17 protein-coding genes are annotated in these 19,221 nt (G+C 71.0%); 6 read left to right on the forward strand and 11 right to left on the reverse strand.

The window, feature by feature from the left end:
• The first annotated feature begins 329 nt into the window (after positions 1–329).
• Genes tkt through pgl form a run of 5 tightly spaced genes read left to right on the forward strand, consistent with a single transcriptional unit; the run spans position 330 to position 6,954 of the window.
• On the forward strand, positions 330–2,417 hold the full coding sequence (tkt, locus tag M2266_RS08795) for a transketolase (RefSeq protein WP_277437664.1): 2,088 nt from the start codon (positions 330–332) through the stop codon (positions 2,415–2,417).
• 35 nt (positions 2,418–2,452) lie between these two features.
• Complete coding sequence (gene tal / locus M2266_RS08800; RefSeq protein ID WP_277437665.1) at positions 2,453–3,571, forward strand: transaldolase; 1,119 nt, start codon at positions 2,453–2,455, stop codon at positions 3,569–3,571.
• Position 3,572: 1 nt separating this feature from the next.
• Positions 3,573–5,096 carry a glucose-6-phosphate dehydrogenase gene (gene zwf, locus M2266_RS08805; protein WP_277437666.1) on the forward strand — a complete coding sequence of 508 codons (1,524 nt, stop codon included), beginning with the start codon at positions 3,573–3,575 and terminating at the stop codon, positions 5,094–5,096.
• Entirely contained in the window at positions 5,093–6,175 is a 1,083-nt protein-coding gene (opcA, locus tag M2266_RS08810) for a glucose-6-phosphate dehydrogenase assembly protein OpcA (RefSeq protein WP_277437667.1), read from the forward strand. The genes zwf and opcA overlap by 4 nt, the downstream gene beginning before the upstream one ends.
• Positions 6,172–6,954 carry a 6-phosphogluconolactonase gene (gene pgl / locus M2266_RS08815; protein WP_277437668.1) on the forward strand — a complete coding sequence of 261 codons (783 nt, stop codon included), beginning with the start codon at positions 6,172–6,174 and terminating at the stop codon, positions 6,952–6,954. Before opcA ends, pgl begins: the two co-directional genes overlap by 4 nt.
• Positions 6,955–7,045: 91 nt before the next feature.
• Here the strand turns inward: pgl and pgi are convergent, their stop codons facing one another.
• From pgi to M2266_RS08835, 4 genes are all read right to left on the reverse strand, one after another.
• The gene (gene pgi, locus M2266_RS08820) at positions 7,046–8,704 is read right to left on the reverse strand and encodes a glucose-6-phosphate isomerase (protein ID WP_277437669.1); all 1,659 of its coding nucleotides are present in this window, start codon (positions 8,702–8,704) and stop codon (positions 7,046–7,048) included.
• Between the two features lie 9 nt (positions 8,705–8,713).
• Complete coding sequence (locus M2266_RS08825; protein WP_277437670.1) at positions 8,714–9,943, reverse strand: MFS transporter; 1,230 nt, start codon at positions 9,941–9,943, stop codon at positions 8,714–8,716.
• Between the two features lie 126 nt (positions 9,944–10,069).
• Entirely contained in the window at positions 10,070–10,834 is a 765-nt protein-coding gene (locus M2266_RS08830) for an SIS domain-containing protein (RefSeq protein ID WP_277437671.1), read from the reverse strand.
• A 70-nt stretch (positions 10,835–10,904) separates the two neighbouring features.
• Positions 10,905–11,939 (reverse strand): BadF/BadG/BcrA/BcrD ATPase family protein, encoded by a 1,035-nt coding sequence (locus M2266_RS08835; protein ID WP_277437672.1) that lies wholly within the window; start codon positions 11,937–11,939, stop codon positions 10,905–10,907.
• Between the two features lie 61 nt (positions 11,940–12,000).
• Between M2266_RS08835 and M2266_RS08840 the strand changes: the two genes are divergently transcribed.
• Positions 12,001–12,879, forward strand: coding sequence for a MurR/RpiR family transcriptional regulator (locus tag M2266_RS08840; RefSeq protein WP_277437673.1), 879 nt, complete (start codon positions 12,001–12,003; stop codon positions 12,877–12,879).
• Between the two features lie 164 nt (positions 12,880–13,043).
• On the opposite strand, the gene M2266_RS08845 is transcribed toward M2266_RS08840, so the two are convergent.
• From M2266_RS08845 to yvcK, 7 genes are all read right to left on the reverse strand, one after another.
• Positions 13,044–13,379 (reverse strand): RNA polymerase-binding protein RbpA, encoded by a 336-nt coding sequence (locus M2266_RS08845; protein ID WP_073497103.1) that lies wholly within the window; start codon positions 13,377–13,379, stop codon positions 13,044–13,046.
• 171 nt (positions 13,380–13,550) lie between these two features.
• The gene (gene secG, locus M2266_RS08850; protein ID WP_269272348.1) at positions 13,551–13,787 is read right to left on the reverse strand and encodes a preprotein translocase subunit SecG; all 237 of its coding nucleotides are present in this window, start codon (positions 13,785–13,787) and stop codon (positions 13,551–13,553) included.
• A gap of 121 nt (positions 13,788–13,908) precedes the next feature.
• Complete coding sequence (gene tpiA / locus M2266_RS08855) at positions 13,909–14,685, reverse strand: triose-phosphate isomerase (RefSeq protein ID WP_277437674.1); 777 nt, start codon at positions 14,683–14,685, stop codon at positions 13,909–13,911.
• Between the two features lie 6 nt (positions 14,686–14,691).
• Entirely contained in the window at positions 14,692–15,906 is a 1,215-nt protein-coding gene (locus M2266_RS08860; protein WP_277437675.1) for a phosphoglycerate kinase, read from the reverse strand.
• A gap of 101 nt (positions 15,907–16,007) precedes the next feature.
• Entirely contained in the window at positions 16,008–17,012 is a 1,005-nt protein-coding gene (gap, locus tag M2266_RS08865) for a type I glyceraldehyde-3-phosphate dehydrogenase (protein ID WP_269272351.1), read from the reverse strand.
• Positions 17,013–17,252: 240 nt separating this feature from the next.
• The gene (whiA, locus tag M2266_RS08870) at positions 17,253–18,230 is read right to left on the reverse strand and encodes a DNA-binding protein WhiA (RefSeq protein ID WP_277437676.1); all 978 of its coding nucleotides are present in this window, start codon (positions 18,228–18,230) and stop codon (positions 17,253–17,255) included.
• Positions 18,221–19,207, reverse strand: coding sequence for a uridine diphosphate-N-acetylglucosamine-binding protein YvcK (gene yvcK / locus M2266_RS08875; protein WP_277441114.1), 987 nt, complete (start codon positions 19,205–19,207; stop codon positions 18,221–18,223). The genes whiA and yvcK overlap by 10 nt, the downstream gene beginning before the upstream one ends.
• Positions 19,208–19,221 lie beyond the last annotated feature (14 nt).

Here is a 19,221-nt window from a genome sequence, read left to right on the forward strand (position 1 = left end):
ACCACGCCACTGTAGACGTAGGGAATACTCCGCCCGCCCCGGGGGGTGACCCGTGTTGCCGCCCGCCCTTCGCCGCCCGTTCAGCAGGCGAACGCGCCCGGGCCGGGGCAGGCTGTCAGTATCCCGGCAGGCCGGGAATGGGTGCGCGAGGGTCCTGGTTGCCCGAAGTGAGACCGGGAGCGCTGCTCGAGGCAGTACTCCGGGCGTCGTACGGAGGGTCGAACAGCCCGCTCGAAAAGGTGCAGGTCCTTGCGGCGGTAGGCTCGACCACGCCGGGTAGGCGCCACGTCACCGGCATCTCAACATGTGGAAAGGAGCCCTGAACCAGGGTGAGCAGCAAGCCGACCACCACAGCCCTTGAGTGGACCGATCTGGACAAGCGGGCCGTTGATACCGCTCGTGTTCTGGCCATGGATTCCGTGCAGAAGGTCGGCAACGGCCATCCCGGCACGGCCATGAGCCTCGCGCCCGCCGCGTACCTGCTGTTCCAGAAGCTGATGCGGCATGACCCGTCAGACCCCGACTGGACCGGTCGCGACCGCTTCGTCCTCTCGGCCGGCCACTCCAGCCTGACGCTCTACATCCAGCTCTTCCTCGCCGGGTACGGCCTGGAGCTGGACGATCTGAAGGCGTTCCGCACCTGGGGCAGCAAGACCCCGGGCCACCCGGAGCACGGCCACACGGTCGGCGTGGAGACCACGACGGGACCCCTCGGCCAGGGCATCGCCAACGGTGTCGGCATGGCCATGGCGGCCCGCTACGAGCGCGGCCTGTTCGACCCGGACGCGGAAGCGGGCACCTCCCCGTTCGACCACACCGTCTGGGTCATCGCCGGTGACGGCTGCCTGCAGGAGGGTGTCTCGGGCGAGGCTTCCTCGCTCGCCGGGCACCAGAAGCTCGGCAACCTCGTGCTGCTGTGGGACGACAACCACATCTCCATCGAGGGCGACACCGAGACGGCCGTCAGCGAGGACACCCTCAAGCGCTACGAGGCGTACGGCTGGCACGTCCAGCGCGTCGAGCAGCTGCCCAACGGCGACCTGGACCCCGCGGGTCTGTACGAGGCCCTGAAGGCGGCCCAGGCCGAGACCTCGCGGCCGTCGTTCATCGCGGCCCGCTCGATCATCGCCTGGCCGGCCCCGAACGCGCAGAACACCGAGGCCGCGCACGGCTCGGCGCTGGGCGACGACGAGGTCGCCGCGACCAAGACCGTGCTGGGCTTCGACCCCGCCAAGACCTTCGAGGTCGAGGACGGTGTGCTGTCGCACACCCGCACGGCCGCCGACCGCGGCCGTGCGGCGCACGCCGTCTGGAACAAGCGGTTCCTGGAGTGGCGCGAAGCCAACCCGGAGCGCGCCGCCGAGTTCGACCGCGTCAACGCGGGCGAGCTGCCCGACGGCTGGGAGAAGGCGCTGCCGTCCTTCGAGACCGGCAAGAGCCTCGCCACCCGCGCCGCCTCCGGCAAGGTCCTGCAGGCGCTCGGCGCCGTCGTACCGGAGCTGTGGGGCGGCTCCGCCGACCTCGCGGGCTCCAACAACACCACGATCGACAGCGGCTCGTCCTTCCTCCCGGAGGGGAACCCGCTGCCGGGCGCGCACCCGTACGGCCGCACCGTGCACTACGGCATCCGCGAGCACGCCATGGGCTCGACGATGAACGGCATCGCGCTGCACGGCAACACGCGCATCTACGGCGGCACCTTCCTGGTGTTCTCCGACTACATGCGCCCCGCCGTGCGACTGGCCGCGCTCATGCAGCTGCCCGTCACCTACGTGTGGACGCACGACTCGGTCGGCCTCGGCGAGGACGGCCCGACGCACCAGCCGGTCGAGCACCTGGCCGTGCTGCGCGCGATCCCGGGCCTGAACATCGTCCGTCCGGCCGACGCCAACGAGACGGCGATCGCCTGGCGCGAGATCCTCAAGCGCCACGCGTCCAAGCCTGCCCCGCACGGCCTGGCGCTCACCCGCCAGGGAGTGCCCACGTACCCGGCGAACGAGCACGCGGCCAAGGGCGGCTACGTGCTGTTCGACTCCGAGGGCGGCCGTCCGCAGGTCATCCTCATCGCCACCGGCTCCGAGGTGCAGCTGGCCGTCGAGGCCCGCGACGCACTGCAGGCCGACGGGATCCCGACGCGTGTCGTCTCGATGCCGTCCGTCGAGTGGTTCGAGGAGCAGGACCAGGCGTACCGCGACAGCGTGCTGCTGCCGGACGTCAAGGCGCGCGTCGCGGTCGAAGCCGGTATCGGCCTGACGTGGCACCGCTACATCGGCGCGCAGGGCCGGATCATCAGCCTGGAGCACTTCGGTGCCTCGGCCGACGCCAAGATCCTGTTCCGCGAGTTCGGCTTCACCTCCGACGCCGTCGCCAACGCCGCACGTCAGTCCATCGACGCCGTCGACGCCGTCAGCCGCTGACGAACCGCACCCGACCAGTAGGAGATGTAATTTCCATGACAGACGCACTCAAGCGCCTCTCCGACGAAGGCGTCGCGATCTGGCTGGACGACCTGTCCCGCAAGCGGATCACGTCCGGGAACCTGGCCGAGCTGATCGACCAGCACCACGTCGTGGGTGTCACCACCAACCCGTCGATCTTCCAGAAGGCGATCGCCCAGGGCGAGGGGTACGAGACCCAGCTCACCGACCTCGCCGCCCGTGAGGTCACGGTCGAAGAGGCCATCCGCATGATCACCACGGCGGACGTCCGCGACGCCGCCGACATCCTGCGGCCGGTCTTCGACCGCACCGACGGCCAGGACGGCCGGGTCTCCATCGAGGTGGACCCGCGCCTGGCCCACAACACCCGGGCGACCGTCGCCGAGGCCAAGCAGCTCGCCTGGCTCGTCGACCGGCCGAACGCCCTCATCAAGATCCCGGCGACCCTGGGCGGCCTGCCCGCGATCGCCGAGGTCATCGGCCGGGGCATCAGCGTAAACGTGACGCTGATCTTCTCGCTGGCCCGCTACCGCCAGGTCATGGACTCCTACCTGGAGGGACTGGAGAAGGCCAAGGCCTCCGGCCTGGACCTCTCGAAGATCCACTCGGTGGCGTCCTTCTTCGTGTCCCGCGTGGACACCGAGATCGACAAGCGCCTCGACAAGGTCGGCGGCGACCAGGCCAAGGCGCTCAAGGGCAAGGCCGCGCTGGCCAACGCCCGGCTCGCCTACCAGGCGTACGAGGAGGTCTTCACCTCGGACCGCTGGAACGCGCTGGAGAAGGCGGGCGCGAACAAGCAGCGTCCGCTGTGGGCATCGACCGGCGTCAAGGACCCCGACCTGCCGGACACGCTCTACGTGACCCAGCTGGTCGCCCCCAACACCGTCAACACCATGCCGGAAGCCACCCTGGAGGCCACCGCCGACCACGGCGAGGTCACCGGCGACACCATCCGCGGCGAGTACGTGCAGGCCCAGGCCGACATCGACGCGCTGGCGGGCCTCGGTGTCTCGTACGACGACGTGGTGCAGCTGCTCGAAGAGGAGGGCGTCGAGAAGTTCGAGGCCGCCTGGAACGAGCTGCTGGAATCCACCAAGGCGGTACTCGAGCGTCAGACGCCCAAGGGGGCATGAGTTGACCAGCAGCAATCCGCTGCGTGACGCACAGGACCGGCGGCTCCCGCGTATCGCGGGGCCGTCCGGCCTGGTCATTTTCGGCGTCACGGGCGATTTGTCCCGTAAAAAGTTGATGCCTGCCGTCTACGACCTCGCCAACCGCGGTCTGCTGCCACCGGGCTTCGCGCTCATCGGCTTCGCCCGCAGGAGCTGGGAGGACGAGGACTTCGCGCAGGAGGTCCACGACGCGGTCAAGGAACACGCCCGCACGCCCTTCCGCGAGGAGGTCTGGCAGCAGCTCGCCGAGGGCTGCCGCTTCGTGCAGGGCGAGTTCGACGACGACACCGCCTTCGAGAAGCTGAAGTCGACGATCGACGAACTCGACAAGGCGCGCGGCACCGGTGGCAACTTCGCCTTCTACCTCTCCGTGCCGCCGAAGTTCTTCCCGAACGTCGTGCAGCAGCTGAAGAAGCACGGCCTGTCCGAGGGCCCGGGCGAGTCCTGGCGGCGCGCGGTCATCGAGAAGCCGTTCGGCCACAACCTGGAGAGCGCGCAGGAGCTCAACCAGCTCGTGCACGACGTCTTCCCGCCCAACGAGGTCTTCAGGATCGACCACTACCTGGGCAAGGAGACCGTCCAGAACATCCTGGCGCTGCGGTTCGCCAACACGATGTTCGAGCCGATCTGGAACCGGTCGTACGTCGACCACGTCCAGATCACGATGGCCGAGGACATCGGCATCGGCGGCCGGGCCGGGTACTACGACGGCATCGGCGCGGCCCGTGACGTCATCCAGAACCACCTGCTGCAGCTGCTCGCCCTGACCGCGATGGAGGAGCCCGGCTCGTTCCACCCGAAGGCCCTGGTCGCCGAGAAGCTCAAGGTGCTCGGCGCCGTCGAGCTCCCCCAGGACCTGGCGTCGCACACGGTGCGCGGGCAGTACGCGCACGCCTGGCAGGGCGGCGAGGAGGTCGTGGGATACCTCGAGGAAGACGGCATCGACCCCAAGTCGAAGACCGACACCTTCGCCGCGGTCAAGCTGGAGATCAACAACCGCCGCTGGGCGGGGGTCCCCTTCTACCTGCGCACCGGCAAGCGGCTCGGCCGCCGGGTCACCGAGATCGCGGTCGTCTTCAAGCGGGCCCCGTACCTGCCCTTCGAGGCCGGATCCACCGAGGAGCTGGGGCAGAACGCCCTGGTCATCCGGGTGCAGCCGGACGAGGGCGTGACGGTGCGCTTCGGCTCGAAGGTGCCCGGCACCTCGATGGAGGTCCGGGACGTGACGATGGACTTCGCCTACGGCGAGTCCTTCACCGAGTCCAGCCCGGAGGCGTACGAGCGGCTCATCCTCGATGTGCTGCTCGGCGACGCCAACCTCTTCCCCCGCCACCAGGAGGTCGAGCTGTCCTGGAACATCCTCGACCCGATCGAGAAGTTCTGGGACACGCACGGCAAGCCCGCCCAGTACGCCTCGGGCACCTGGGGACCGGTCGAGGCGGACGAGATGCTCGCACGAGACGGTAGGAGCTGGCGCCGGCCATGAGGATCGATCTGACGGACACCACGTCGTCCCGTATCAACGCCGGGCTCATCGACGCCCGCCGCGCCATCGGCACACCCGCCGTCGGCATGGTGCTCACCCTGGTCATCGTCACCGACGAGGGCAGTGCCTACGACGCCCTCAAGGCGGCCAGCGACGCGTCGCGGGAGCACCCGTCCCGCATCCTGGCCGTCATCAAGCGGCCCGGCCGCTCTCCGCGCGACCGCGCGATGGCGCGGCTGGACGCCGAGGTGCTGGTCGGCTCGGACTCCGGCACCGGTGAGACGGTCGTGCTGCGGATGCACGGCGAGCTCGCCAACCACGCCGAGTCCGTGGTGCTGCCACTGCTGCTGCCGGACGCCCCGGTGGTGGTGTGGTGGCCGGAGGAGTCCCCGGTCAACCCCGCCGAGGACCCGCTGGGGAGGCTCGCGCAGCGCCGGATCACCGACGCGGCCGCGGCCGAGGACCCGGTGGCCGCGCTCAGTGAGCGTGCCGACGCGTACGCCCCGGGCGACACCGACCTGGCCTGGACCCGGATCACGCCGTGGCGCAGCATGCTGGCCGCGGCCCTGGACCAGAAGCACACCAAGATCGCCTCCGCGACCGTGGAGGGCGAGGCCTACAACCCGAGCACCGAACTGCTCGCGCTGTGGCTCGCCGACCGGCTGCGGATCTCGGTGGAGCGCAAGGTCTCGGAGGGACCCGGGATCACCGGTGTCCAACTGGTCACCGCCGACGGCGAGATCCGGCTGGACCGGGCCGACGGCTCACTGGCCGAGCTCGCCATGCCGGGGCAGCCGGACCGTCACGTGGCGCTCAAGCGGCGCGAGACCTCCGAGCTGATCGCCGAGGAGCTGCGGCGGCTCGACCCGGACGACATCTACCGTTCCACGGTGAAGTTCGGCGTCGGCCGGCTGGCCGACTTCGGGTCGCAGGACTCGGAGGAGCCGGTCGAGGCGGTGGAGCTGATCTCCCCCGCCAAGGACGCCAAGGCGGCCGGGGCGGCATCGGCCGACAAGGCTCCCGCCAAGAAGGCCGCGCCGACGAAGAAGTCGGCGGCCAAGGGAACGAGCTCGTCATGAGCACCCCGCAGGTCGTCGTGCACCGCGACAAGGAGCTGATGGCGAAGGCCGCGGCGGCCCGGCTGATCACGAAGATCGTGGACGCCCAGGCCGCCCGCGGCTCCGCCTCGGTGGTGCTGACGGGCGGGCGCAACGGCAACGCGCTGCTCGCGGCGCTCGCCGGGTCCCCGGCGCGGGACGCGGTGGACTGGGCGCGGCTGGACCTGTGGTGGGGCGACGAGCGGTTCGAGCGGGAGGGTGACTCCGAGCGCAACATCACCCAGGCCCGGGAGATCCTGCTCGACGCGGTGCCGCTCGATCCGACGCGGGTGCACGCCATGCCCGCGTCCGACGGCGCCCACGGCCGTGACGTCGACGCCGCGGCGGCCGAGTACGCGGTCGAGCTCGCCAAGGCGTCCGGGCCGGAGGACCACGGTCCGGTGCCGACGTTCGACGTGCTGATGCTGGGGGTCGGCCCCGACACCCACGTCGCGTCGCTCTTCCCGGAGCACCCGGCGGTGCGGGAGACGGAGCGGACGGTGGTGGGCGTGCACGGAGCGCCCAAGCCGCCCCCGACCCGGATCTCGCTGACGCTCCCGGCGATCCGCGCGGCGCGCGAGGTGTGGCTGCTCGCGGCGGGCGAGGACAAGGCCGGCGCGGTCGCGATGGCGCTGTCCGGCGCGGGCGAGATCCAGGCACCGGCGGCCGGAGCACGCGGCCGCCGTCGCACGCTGTGGCTGCTGGACCGGGCCGCGGCGGCGAAGCTGCCACCACAGCTGTACCCGCCCGCTTCGGCGTAGCGGGCGCTCCGTACGTGACGGCCGCCGGCCGGGCTGATCATCAGCCCGGCCGGCGGCCGTTGTGCGTCTGTCAGCGGCTGTTACGCGTCCCTCAGCGGCCGCGCAGCTCCCGGTAGCGCCGGACCAGCGCCTCCGTGGAGCCGTCCAGGCCGGGGATGGTCGCGCCCTCGCTGAGCGCGGGCTCGATCCGCTTGGCGAGCACCTTGCCCAGCTCGACCCCCCACTGGTCGAAGGAGTCGATGTTCCACACCGCGCCCTGCACGAACACCTTGTGCTCGTAGAGCGCGATCAGCTGGCCGAGCACCGACGGGCTCAGCTCGGTGGCCAGGATGGTGGTCGTGGGGTGGTTGCCGCGGAACGTCTTGTGCGGCACGAGTTCGGCGGGCACGCCCTCCGCCGCGACCTCTTCCGGCGTCTTGCCGAAGGCCAGCGCCTGGGTCTGCGCGAAGAAGTTGGCCATCAGCAGGTCGTGCTGGTCCGCGAGCGGGCCGAGTTCACCGATGGGGTTGGCGAAGCCGATGAAGTCCGCGGGGATGACCTTGGTGCCCTGGTGCAGCAGCTGGTAGTAGGCGTGCTGGCCGTTGGTGCCGGGCGTGCCCCAGACCACCGGGCCGGTCTGCCAGGTCACCGGGTTGCCCTGCCGGTCGACGGACTTGCCGTTGGACTCCATGTCCAGCTGCTGCAGGTACGCGGTGAACCGCGACAGGTAGTGGCTGTACGGGAGGACGGCGTGCGACTGCGCGTCGTGGAAGCCGCCGTACCAGACGCCCAGCAGGCCGAGCAGGAGCGGGACGTTCTCCTCGGGCGGCGCGGTGCGGAAGTGCTCGTCCACCAGGTGGAACCCGGCCAGCATCTCGCGGAAGTGGTCCGGGCCGATGGCGAGCATCAGCGACAGGCCGATCGCCGAGTCGAAGGAGTACCGGCCGCCGACCCAGTCCCAGAACTCGAACATGTTCGCCGGGTCGATGCCGAACTCGGTGACCTTCTCCGCGTTCGTGGACAGCGCCACGAAGTGCTTGGCGACGGCCGAGGAGTCGGCGTTCAGGCCGCTCAGCAGCCAGTCGCGGGCGGAGGTGGCGTTGGTGATGGTCTCGATGGTGGTGAACGTCTTGGACGCGATGACGAAGAGCGTCTCGGCCGGGTCCAGGTCGCGCACGGCCTCGTGCAGGTCCGCTCCGTCGACGTTGGAGACGAAACGGAGCGTCAGCCCCCGGTCGGCGTACGGGCGCAGCACCTCGTACGCCATCGCCGGGCCCAGGTCGGAGCCGCCGATGCCGACGTTGACGATGTTCTTGATGCGCTTGCCGGTGTGGCCGGTCCACTCGCCGGAACGGATGCGGTCGGTGAAGACGGACATCTTGCTGAGGACGGCGTGCACCGCGGGCACGACGTCATGGCCGTCGAGCTGGATGACGGCGGAGCGCGGCGCGCGCAGCGCGGTGTGCAGGACCGCACGGTCCTCGGTGACGTTGATCCGCTCGCCGCGGAACATCGCGTCGCGCAGTTCGGCCACGCCACTGGACGCCGCCAACTCGCGCAGCAGCCGCAGCGTCTCGTCGGTCACCAGGTGCTTGGAGTAGTCCAGGTGCAGATCACCGACCTGCAGGGAGTACCGGTCGGCGCGCTGCGGATCCTGGTCGAACAGGTCGCGCAGCCGCACCTCCCCCAGCTCTTCGCGGTGTTTGCCCAGGGCGTGCCATTCGGGCAGCTGGTCGAGACGGGGACGGCCATGCGTATGGGTGTCGGACATGGGTCCAAACTAATTGATGACGGCCGGTACGAGCACGATCACCCCGCAGGCGAACAGCGCGGCGGCGGCCAGCGCCGGGGCGTTCAGCCCCCAGGCCGTCGCCACCGAGCCGCCGAGCAGGGCGCCGAGCGGCGCCCCCGCCACGGACAGGGTGCGGTTGGCGGCGCTGACCCGGCCCAGCAGCGCGGCGGGTGTCCGCTCCTGCAGCAGGGTGACCTCGTTGACGTTCCACACCATCCCCACGGCGCCGAATACCGCCAGGGCGACGACGGCGACGGGCAGCGAGCGCACGGTGCCGAGCACGGTCAGGGCGCAGCACTGCAGCACCAGCCCGGCCACCAGCGCCCTGATCCTGCCCAGCAGTTCGGAGAGCCGGCCGGCCACCAGACCGCCGGCCACGCTGCCGGCGCCGTAGGCGGTGAGTACGGCCGCGTACCCGAAGTGCCCGGCGTGCAGCCACCCGGTGACGTGCAGGACCAGGGTGGCGATGAGCGCGCCCACCCCCACGTTGACGACGGTGTTGGCCGTACAGAGCGACCGCAGGACCCGGTCCCGCCACAGCACCCCGATGCCCTCGGCGACGTCCTGACGCAGCGTCCGGCCCGCGGGGCGCGGCGCGCGCTCGCGCGGCGCCGTGCGTATGGAGGCGACCAGCGCCGCGGCGAGCAGGTACGTCACCGCGTCCACAGCGAACGGCAGCCCCGTGGACAGGCCGATCAGCACGGGCACCAGGGGCGCGCCCAGGAAGGTGCCCGCGATGGTCTGCCCGGTCATCAACCGCGCGTTGGCGCGGCCGAGGGCTGCCGTGGGGACGACCGACGGCAGCAGCGCGGTCGCCGCGTTGTCGAACAGGGTCTGCAACGTCGTCAACACGAACGCGAGGACCAGCAGCAGGGCGACGCTCACCTCGTGCAGCCACACCGCGAGCGCGAAGCAGGCCATCAGCCCGCAGCGCACCGCGTCGACCGACCACATGGCGCGCCGCTGGTCCACCCGGTCGGCGATCGCTCCGCCCAGCAGCCCGAACAGGATCCAGGGCAGGAACCCGGCCGCCGTGACCAGGGAGACGAGCAGCGGGGAGTCGGTGAGCCCCACCGCGAGCAACGGCAGCGCCGCCGTGCGCAGTCCGTCCCCCAGCCGGGAGACCGCGGCGGCGCTCCACAGCCGGCCGAAGCCGCCGTGCCAGGACGGCACGGCGCGCTCCACGGCCGGCCGCAGATCGCTGTCGTTCGCGGTCAAGACTCCCCCTCGGACCAGGATTCGATCAGTCCTGGCACCGTAACGGGCGCCACTGACAATGCCCGGGGGTCGGTGGGGAGCCGAGGTCAGCGGGGTCGTGTCGGGGTCGTCGGGGTCATCGGGGGTTCAGAACCCGCCGCGGTGCAGCCTGCCCTCGTAGCGGGCCTCCAGGACGGCGTTGCGCTCGAACCCGCCGGGCAGGTTGGCCGATATGTAGACCGGCGGTTCGTGCCCCTCGGCGGTCAGGATGCCGACCGCCTCGGCGACGACCATCTGGACGAGCAGCGCTGAGGTGATGGTGGAGACCCCGCACAGCGCGCCGCCGTCGGGCATCGGCAGCAGCGCGTCGCCGGCCGGCGCGCAGTTGTCGAGTACGGCGTCGGCGAGGTCGGCGAGCCGCTTCCCGCTGCTGTGCAGGGTGGGCACCGCGTGGGTGTGCTCCAGGGAGGTGAGGGCGACCAGCCGGTGTCCCGCCTCCTTGACCCGCAGGGCCATGTCGACGATGGAGTTGTTGACGCCGGAGTTGGAGATGATCACGAAGAGGTCCTGCGGCCGCGGGGTGGCCAGTTCGTAAAGTCGTTTGGCCAGGCCCGGGGAGCGTTCCAGCAGCGGGTCGGCGAGCACGGAGCGGTCCTCGCCGCCGCGCAGCACCAGGTCGGACAGGCCGATCCGGCTGGTCGGGACGAGGCCGCCGGCCCGGCCCGCGATCTCCAGTGCGGTGGCCTGCGAGTGGCCGGTGCCGAAGGCGTGGATGACTCCGTCGGCGGCGACGCTGTCGGCGACGAGGCGGGCCGCGGCGGCCACGGAGTCGGTGTTGGCCGCGATCGCCCGCTCCACGGCGGCGCGGCCGTGCTCGGCGAACTGGGCGGCGCTGAGCTGTGCTTCGGCCATGACCGACTCTCCTCGGTTGAATTAACCATCGCTGCGACAAATCATTGAAACAATGAACCGAGTAGCGTGGTCACGTCAATAGCCTCGCGAGCGCCACCGCCCCCGCACCGCCGTCGCGAACCGGGACGACCCGCAGTCCCATCGCCTCCGCACGCTCCGCCAACCTGCCCAGCAACGGCCCGGCGGGGGCCAGCAGACCGCCGGTGACCACCAGCGGCTCGCCCGCCTCGGGACGCAACGCCGCGACGGTGCTGCCGAGTTCCGCGGCCGCCGCGTCGAGCAGCGCACCGGCGACCTCGTCACCGGTCCGGTCCGCCGCGACGACCAGCGGGCTGAGCGCCGCCAGCCGCACCGGCGGCTGCGCGTACACCAGGGGCACGATCAGCTCCCGCAGCCGGCCCGGTCGGCGCGGGTCGGCGCGGTCCACGGGCACCGCGCGGCCCGGCATATCCCCGCCGGGCGCCAGGTAGTGGGCCGCCACCGCGTCGACCAGCGAGGTCCAGGGCCCGCGCCCGCTCAGCGCCCGCAGCGCCGCCCTGACGGCCTCCCGGCCCAGCCAGAAGCCGCCGCCCTCGTCACCGAGCAGCCACCCGTCGCCGTCCACCGTCAGCTCCTGCCGGCGCCCGGTGATCCGGGCCGCCGCGGCGCCCGTACCGGCGATGAGCAGCAGCCCGTCGGCGGGCATGCCCGGCGCGGAGGCGAAGGCGATCTCGATGTCGCCGCGGACCGCGACCCGCCCTGCCCCCATCCCGGTCGCGGCCAGCGCCGCCCCGAGGCAGGACCGCGCCAGGTCGTGGCCGGTGTCGGGCCCCGTGTCGAGGGCCGCGCCCGCGAAGCCGCCGAGCACGGCGACGACCGAACCGCGCAGGTCCACCGGAACGGCGGCGCCGAGCGCTGCCGTCAGGTTCCGGGTCAGCTCGGCCCGCGGCACGCTCATCGCGTTGCCTGGACCGCCGGCGCCCTCACCGATCACTCCGACCGCGTCGGCCAGATAGGCGCGGATCCGGGTGCCGCCCGCGTCGATGCCGACCACCAGCGACCGACCGCCGGGAACGGACCGGAGGCCGTGGTCGCCGGAAGCGCTTCGGTTGTGAATTTCATTCATCACACCGCATGGTGATTGATAGATTCACTGACCGACAAGACCCCAGCCGAGACGAGTCGTCATGGTCATCGCCCTGATCCGCTCCGAACTCCCCCGGATGTCCGACTCCTTGCGCAAGGTGGGCGAGCTGGTGCTGGCGGACCCGGCGGCGGCCACCCGGGGCTCCGCGGCCGAACTGGGCCGCCGCACGGGCACCTCGCAGGCCACCGTCACGCGGTTCTGCCACGCGCTGGGTCTGGACTCCTACCAGCATCTGCTGATCGAGCTGGCGCAGGAGCAGGGCCGCAGCCAGGGCGGCGACGGGGAGGGGCCGCTCAGCCCTGTGCTGGGCCCTGACATCGGCCCCGACGACGACCTCGACCACGTCATCGCCGTGGTCGCCCAGGCCGATCTGCGGGCGTTGCGGCACACCGTCGAGAACCTGGACCGGGAGGGCCTGGAAAGGGCCGCCCAGGCGCTCGCCAGGGCCCGCCGGATCGACGTGTACGGCGTCGGCGGCTCCGGGATCGCCGCCCGGGAGGCCGAGGCCCGGCTGTTCGGCATCGGCTGCGCCGCCCGGGGCTGGACGGAGGTGCACGCCGCCGAGACCTCGGCCGCACTGCTGACGCCGTCCGACGTGGCCGTGGCGATCTCGCACTCCGGCACGACGCGTGAGGCCCTGGACCCGTTGCGACTGGCCGCCGAACGCGGCGCGACCACGGTGGCCGTCACCAGCGACGCGCGCTCGCCCCTCGCCCAGGCCGCCGACATCCGGCTCACCTCGGCCTCGGCGGAGACCAGCTTTCGGCGGGGCGGCTACGGCACCCGTCATTCGGTCCTGCTGATCATCGACTGCCTGTCGGCCCGGGTCGCCCAGCTCACGTACGAGCGGGCCACCGCGGCGGTCGCGTTGACCGCCCACATCGGCGACAGCCACAGCGCCCGCGGCCGCCGGCGCTGACGACGGCACCGCCGGCCGCGCGGCACCGGTAACCGACGTCCGCAGTCCGCGCGCTCCCCCCGGACAGCGAAACACCCCTGTTCACCGGGTGGCCCCCGGCCTCAGCCTTCGGGCCGCCCGGCGAACAGGGGCGTATATCCGCGTGCCGTACGCGGGAAAAGCTCTCAGATCTCGCCGCGGAGCTTCGCGAGGGCCTCGGCGAGGATCGCCTCGCCGTCGGCCGCGCTGCGCCGCTCCCGCACATAGGCCAGGTGCGTCTTGTACGGCTCGGTCCGCGGCGGCGCCGGCGGGTTCTCCTCGTCCTGCCCGGCCGGGAAACCACAGCGCGGGCAGTCCCAGGTCTCCGGGATCTGCGCGTCGCTGGCGAAACTCGGCTGGGTCTCGTGCCCGTTCGAGCACCAGAAGGAGATGCGGAGGCGTGGCGCGGACTCGCCGCGCTCGGCCTCTCCCATCGGCCCCGCTCCGACCCGACTGCCACGGATCGCGTTGCCACTTGCCACGGTCGTAACTCCCTGCGTGATGGTGCTGCGAGGTCGCCCAGTTTACGGAGACCTTACGTGCCGTCCAGTGGCAGGTGGTGTACCCGGCCCCGTGAGACGCCCTCCCATGATAAGCCGCGTTTGCGACGAGGCGTCAGTTCTCCCTGGACTCACGGGAGTACGCCAGGGGCGCTACTTCTGGAACTTCAGCACCAGACCAAGTACGACAATGCACGTAAACCACAACAGACCGATCACCACGGTGATCCGGTCGAGGTTGCGTTCGGCCACCGAGGAGCCGCCGACGGAGGACTGCATGCCACCACCGAACATGTCCGAGAGGCCGCCGCCCTTCCCCTTGTGCATCAGCACCAGCAGCAGAAGCAGCAGGCTGAAGATGATGAGGGCGATGGAGAACCCGAGAACCACGGCTGGACCAACTCTCTCGACTACAAACTGGACGGCGCAGGGCCGAACCGGGCGCCAATGCGCCGGTCCGGCCCCGACAGGGTACTTCGTGCGGGCCCGCTCGGCCCACCGCCTACTGGTCCTACTGGTCCCGGAAGCGGACGATCTTGACGAACTCCTCCGCGTCGAGCGCCGCGCCGCCGATCAGGGCGCCGTCCACGTCCGGCTGCGCCATGATCGCGGCGACGTTTCCGGACTTGACCGACCCGCCGTACTGGATCCGGACCTTTTCGGCCAGTTCCTGGCTGTACAGCTCCGCGAGGCGGCCGCGGATGGCACCGCAGACCTCCTGCGCGTCCTCGGGGGTGGCGACCTCGCCGGTGCCGATGGCCCACACCGGCTCGTAGGCGACGACGATCGTCTCGGCCTGCTCGGCCGGGATGTCCTTGAGCGCGCCGTCGAGCTGGGCGAGGGTGTGCGGGACCTGCTGACCGGCCTTGCGGACGTCCAATCCCTCGCCGACGCACAGGATCGGGGTCAGCCCGTGCCGGTACGCGGCCTTGACCTTGGCGTTGACGAGCTCCTCGTCCTCACCGTGGTACTGGCGGCGCTCGCTGTGACCGACGGCCACGAACGTGCACTTGAGCTTGGCCAACATACTGCCGGAGATCTCACCGGTGTACGCGCCCGAGTCGTGCGCGGAGAGGTCCTGGGCGCCGTACTTGATCTTCAGCTTGTCGCCGTCGACCAGGGTCTGCACGGACCGCAGGTCGATGTACGGCGGCAGGACGGCGACCTCTACCGCGTCGTAGTCCTTGTCGGCGAGCGCGAAGGCGAGCTTCTGGACGTGCGCGATGGCCTCGAGGTGGTTGAGGTTCATCTTCCAGTTGCCGGCCATCAGCGGGGTACGGGTACTCATGCTGGGTCAGTCCTCCAGAGCGGCGAGGCCGGGGAGCGTCTTGCCCTCGAGGTACTCGAGGCTCGCGCCGCCACCGGTCGAGATGTGGCCGAAAGCGTTCTCGTCGAAGCCGAGGATGCGCACGGCCGCGGCCGAGTCACCGCCGCCGACGACCGTGAAGGCCGGGCTGTTGATCAGTGCCTGGGCCACCGCGCGGGTGCCCTCGGCGTAGTCCGGGTGCTCGAAGACACCCATCGGTCCGTTCCAGAACACGGTGGCCGCGTCGGCGAGCTTCGAGGCGAAGAGCTCACCGGACTTCGGGCCGATGTCCAGGCCCATCACGTCGGCGGGGATCGCGTCGACGTTGACGGTCACATGCTCGGTCGACGCCTGCGCCTTGAGGTCGGGGAACGCGCCCGCGGCGACGACGTCGACCGGCAGGACGAACTCCACGCCCTTGGCCTCGGCGCGCTTGAGGTACTCCTGGACGACCGGGATCTGGTCCTCCTGGAGCATGCTCTTGCCGACCTCGTGGCCCTGGGCCTTGAGGAAGGTGAAGACCATGCCGCCGCCGATCAGGATGCGGTCGGCCTTCTCCAGCAGGTGGTCGATGACGCCGAGCTTGTCGGAGACCTTCGCCCCGCCGAGCACGACCGCGTACGGCCGCTTCACCTCGGAGGTGAGCTTCTTCAGTACGTCGACCTCGGTGGCGATCAGACCGCCGGCGGCGTGCGGGAGGCGCGCCGGGAGGTCGAACACGGAGGCGTGCTTGCGGTGCACGGCGCCGAAGCCGTCACCCACGTACACGTCCGCGAGCGAGGCCAGGCGGTCGGCGAAGGCGCCGCGCTCGGCGTCGTCCTTCGCGGTCTCGCCCGCGTTGAACCGCAGGTTCTCCAGCAGCACCACGCCGCCGTCGGCCAGCGCGGCGACGGCCGCCTGCGCGCTGTCCCCGACGGTGTCGGTCGCGAAGGTGACCTCGGTGCCGAGCAGCTCGCCGAGGCGTGCGGCGACCGGTGCGAGCGAGAACTGCGGGTCGGGCTCGCCCTTGGGGCGGCCCAGGTGGGAGGCGACGATCACCTTCGCGCCGGCGGCGACGAGCTGGGTGATGGTCGGGACGGCGGCGCGGATGCGGCCGTCGTCGGTGATGTCGGTGCCCGAGAGCGGCACGTTCAGGTCGGCGCGGACGAACACCCGCTTGCCCGCGACCTGTCCCTCGGTCAGGAGGTCGTCGATCGTCTTCATATCCGGTGGGCTCCTCGTGGTCGACAAGGGACAGGGCCCGGCCGACGCGTCATCGCGTCACCCGGACCCTGTCCCTCACATCTGCGCGGCTGGGCCGTGACTTAGAGCTGGCCGCCGACGAAGGTGGTCAGGTCCACCAGGCGGTTGGAGTAGCCCCACTCGTTGTCGTACCAACCGAAGATCTTGACCTGGTCGCCCTGAACCATGGTCATCTGCGAGTCGAACGTGCACGAGGCCGGCTCGTTGACGATGTCCGTCGAGACGATGAGGTCCTCGGTGTACTCGAGGATGCCCTTGAGCTGGCCCTCGGCCGCCTTCTGGAAGGCCGCGTTGACCTCTTCCTTGGTGACGTCGCGCTCGACGGTCACCACGAGGTCGGTGATCGAGCCGGTCGGGACCGGGACGCGCAGCGAGGTGCCGTCCAGCTTGCCCTTGAGCTCGGGGATGACCAGCGCGGTGGCCTTGGCGGCGCCCGTGGAGGTCGGGATGATGTTGATCGCGGCGGCCCGCGCACGGCGCAGGTCGCTGTGCGGGAAGTCCAGGATCTTCTGGTCGTTCGTGTAGGCGTGGATCGTCGTCATCAGACCCTTGACGATGCCGAAGTTCTCCAGGAGGACCTTGGCCATCGGCGCCACACAGTTCGTGGTGCACGAGGCGTTGGAGATGATGTTGTGCTTCGCCGCGTCGTACTTCTCGTGGTTCACGCCCATGACCACGGTGATGTCCTCGTCCTTGGCCGGAGCCGAGATGAGGACCTTCTTCGCGCCGGCCGCGAGGTGCTTGGCGGCGTCGTCGCGCTTGGTGAAGAAGCCCGTGGACTCGATGACGATGTCCGCGCCGAGCTCGCCCCACGGCAGGTTCGCCGGGTCCCGCTCGGCCATCGTCTTGAAGGTCTTGCCGCCGACCGTGATGGTGTTGTCGGTGTGCGTGACCTCGGCCTTGAGGCGGCCCAGGATGCTGTCGTACTTAAGAAGGTGCACCAGGGTCGCGTTGTCGGTCAGGTCGTTGACACCGACGATCTCGATGTCCGCGCCCTGCTCAAGCACGGCACGGAAGAAGTTGCGACCAATACGACCGAAGCCGTTGATGCCTACCCGGATCGTCACGAACCGATCTCCTCGCTGATGTGCCGGAATACACTCCGGCTGCGAAATATGGGATGTCCCCGACCACCCACGACCCTACCTCGCCCAGGTGTTCCCAGTGACATCGACAGCCCCTGAACGGGCTCAGGACGGCCTCTGAGCGCCCGCTCAGGGGCTGTTTTCGCAGTTCAACCCGCTTGTCACGGAGTGTCACCGAGGAGGTCCGGGGCAGCCGCTCCGGATGCTGAGACGGCCGATGGGTCAGCCGACCATTTCCTCGGTGAGGTTCGCCTCGGTGCCGGGCATCCCCATGTCGATCGCGCGCTTGTCGGCCATGGCCAGCAGCCGGCGGATGCGGCCGGCGACCGCGTCCTTGGTCAGCGGCGGCTCGGCGAGCGAGCCCAGCTCCTCCAACGACGCCTGCTTGTGCTCGATCCGCAGCCGGCCGGCCGCCGCGAGGTGCTCGGGCACCTCCTCACCGAGGATCTCCAGGGCGCGCTGCACCCGGGCGCCCGCCGCGACGGCGGCCCGGGCGGAGCGGCGCAGGTTCGCGTCGTCGAAGTTGGCCAGCCGGTTCGCGGTGGCCCGGACCTCGCGCCGCATGCGGCGCTCTTCCCAGGCAAGGACGGAGTCGTGGGCGCCGAGCCGGGTCAGCAGCGCGCCGATCGCGTCGCCGTCCCGGACGACGACCCGGTCGACGTTGCGCACCTCGCGGGCCTTGGCCGGGATCTGCAGCCTGCGGGCCGCGCCGACCAGGGCCAGCGCCGCCTCGGGGCCGGGGCAGGTGACCTCCAGCGACGAGGAGCGGCCGGGCTCGGTGAGCGAGCCATGGGCCAGGAAGGCACCGCGCCAGGCCGCCTCGGCATCGCAGGTGGCGCCGGAGACGACCTGTGGGGGCAGGCCCCGGATGGGGCGCCCGCGGCCGTCCACCAGGCCGGTCTGCCGGGCCAGCTGGTCGCCGCCGGCGACCACCCTGACCACGTACCGGCTGCCGCGGCGCAGCCCGCCGGGGGCCATCACCACCAGGTCGGAGGTGTGGCCGAAGATTTCCAGGATGTCCTTGCGCAGCCGCCGGGCCGCGATCCCGGTGTCCAGCTCCGCCTCGATCACGATGCGGCCGCTCACCAGGTGCAGACCGCCCGCGAACCGCAGGATCGACGAGACCTCCGCCTTCCGGCAGCAGGTCCGGGTGACGGGGAGCCGGGAGATCTCATCCTTCACCGCTGGCGTCATCGCCATGGGCCGATCCTTCCACGCATACGAAAAATCCGGTCATACGCGGTGGCCAACAGCTCCGGATCGTGCCGCGGCCCGTCGGGGGCCGCTATCCGCGCCAGCTCGACCGTGCCGCACAACCGTTCGGCAGCCTTGACCAGGCTCTCGCGGTCGGGCACGGCGGCCTCGTCGGCCAACACCACGTCGATGGTGAGTTTAGGGGCGTGTCGGCCCAAAACCTCCAAGTGACGCTGCGGAGAAAAGCCGTCGGTCTCCCCGGGCTGGGGCGCGAGGTTCAGTGTGAGGACCTTGCGGGCCCGGGTGTTCATCAGTGCGTCGGCCAGCTCGGGGACCAGCAGATGCGGGATCACCGAGCTGAACCAGGACCCCGGTCCGAGGACCACCCAGTCGGCGTCCAGAACCGCCTGTACGGCCTCGGGAACGGCCGGCGGATCGGCGGGCTCCAGCCACACTTCCTGCACGTCACCGGGGGTGAGGGCGACCGTGGCCTGACCCCGTACCGTGGTGGTCTCGTCGGGCGCGGCGGGGTCGTGCCCGCGGACGCTCGCATGGAGGTCCAGGGGCACCGCGGACATGGGCAGCACCCGGCCGTGCGCACCCAGTAGCCGGCCGACCCACTCGAGGGCCGCGACCTCGTCGTTGAGCTGCTCCCAGAGGGCGACAATCAGCAGATTGCCCACGGCGTGTCCGTGCAGATCGCCCTCGCTGACGAAGCGGTGCTGGATCACCTTCGCCCACGTCCGCCCCCACTCGTCGTCCCCGCACAGCGCGGCCAGCGCCTTGCGCAGGTCGCCGGGGGGCAGGACGCCCATCTCCTCGCGCAGCCGGCCGCTGGACCCGCCGTCGTCGGCGACCGTGACGACGGCGGTCAGGTCGCCGGTGATCCGGCGCAGGGCGCTCAGCGACGCGGCCAGGCCGTGGCCGCCGCCCAGGGCGACCACTTTCGGCGGTACTCCGGAGCGACGGCTCGTGCGACGCAGGCGCCGTGCCGTCC

Origin of the sequence: Streptomyces sp. SPB162 (genome assembly GCF_029504575.1) — a bacterium.
Lineage (GTDB): Bacteria > Actinomycetota > Actinomycetes > Streptomycetales > Streptomycetaceae > Actinacidiphila.

Coding starts and splice junctions, on each gene's coding strand:
- opcA (WP_277437667.1), top strand. CDS start 5,093: ATGAGGATCGATCTGACGGACACCACGTCGTCCCGTATCAACGCCGGG.
- tal (WP_277437665.1), top strand. CDS start 2,453: ATGACAGACGCACTCAAGCGCCTCTCCGACGAAGGCGTCGCGATCTGG.
- M2266_RS08835 (WP_277437672.1), bottom strand. CDS start 11,939: ATGAATGAAATTCACAACCGAAGCGCTTCCGGCGACCACGGCCTCCGG.
- M2266_RS08830 (WP_277437671.1), bottom strand. CDS start 10,834: ATGGCCGAAGCACAGCTCAGCGCCGCCCAGTTCGCCGAGCACGGCCGC.
- pgi (WP_277437669.1), bottom strand. CDS start 8,704: ATGTCCGACACCCATACGCATGGCCGTCCCCGTCTCGACCAGCTGCCC.
- whiA (WP_277437676.1), bottom strand. CDS start 18,230: ATGGCGATGACGCCAGCGGTGAAGGATGAGATCTCCCGGCTCCCCGTC.
- M2266_RS08840 (WP_277437673.1), top strand. CDS start 12,001: ATGGTCATCGCCCTGATCCGCTCCGAACTCCCCCGGATGTCCGACTCC.
- tpiA (WP_277437674.1), bottom strand. CDS start 14,685: ATGAGTACCCGTACCCCGCTGATGGCCGGCAACTGGAAGATGAACCTC.
- pgl (WP_277437668.1), top strand. CDS start 6,172: ATGAGCACCCCGCAGGTCGTCGTGCACCGCGACAAGGAGCTGATGGCG.
- M2266_RS08860 (WP_277437675.1), bottom strand. CDS start 15,906: ATGAAGACGATCGACGACCTCCTGACCGAGGGACAGGTCGCGGGCAAG.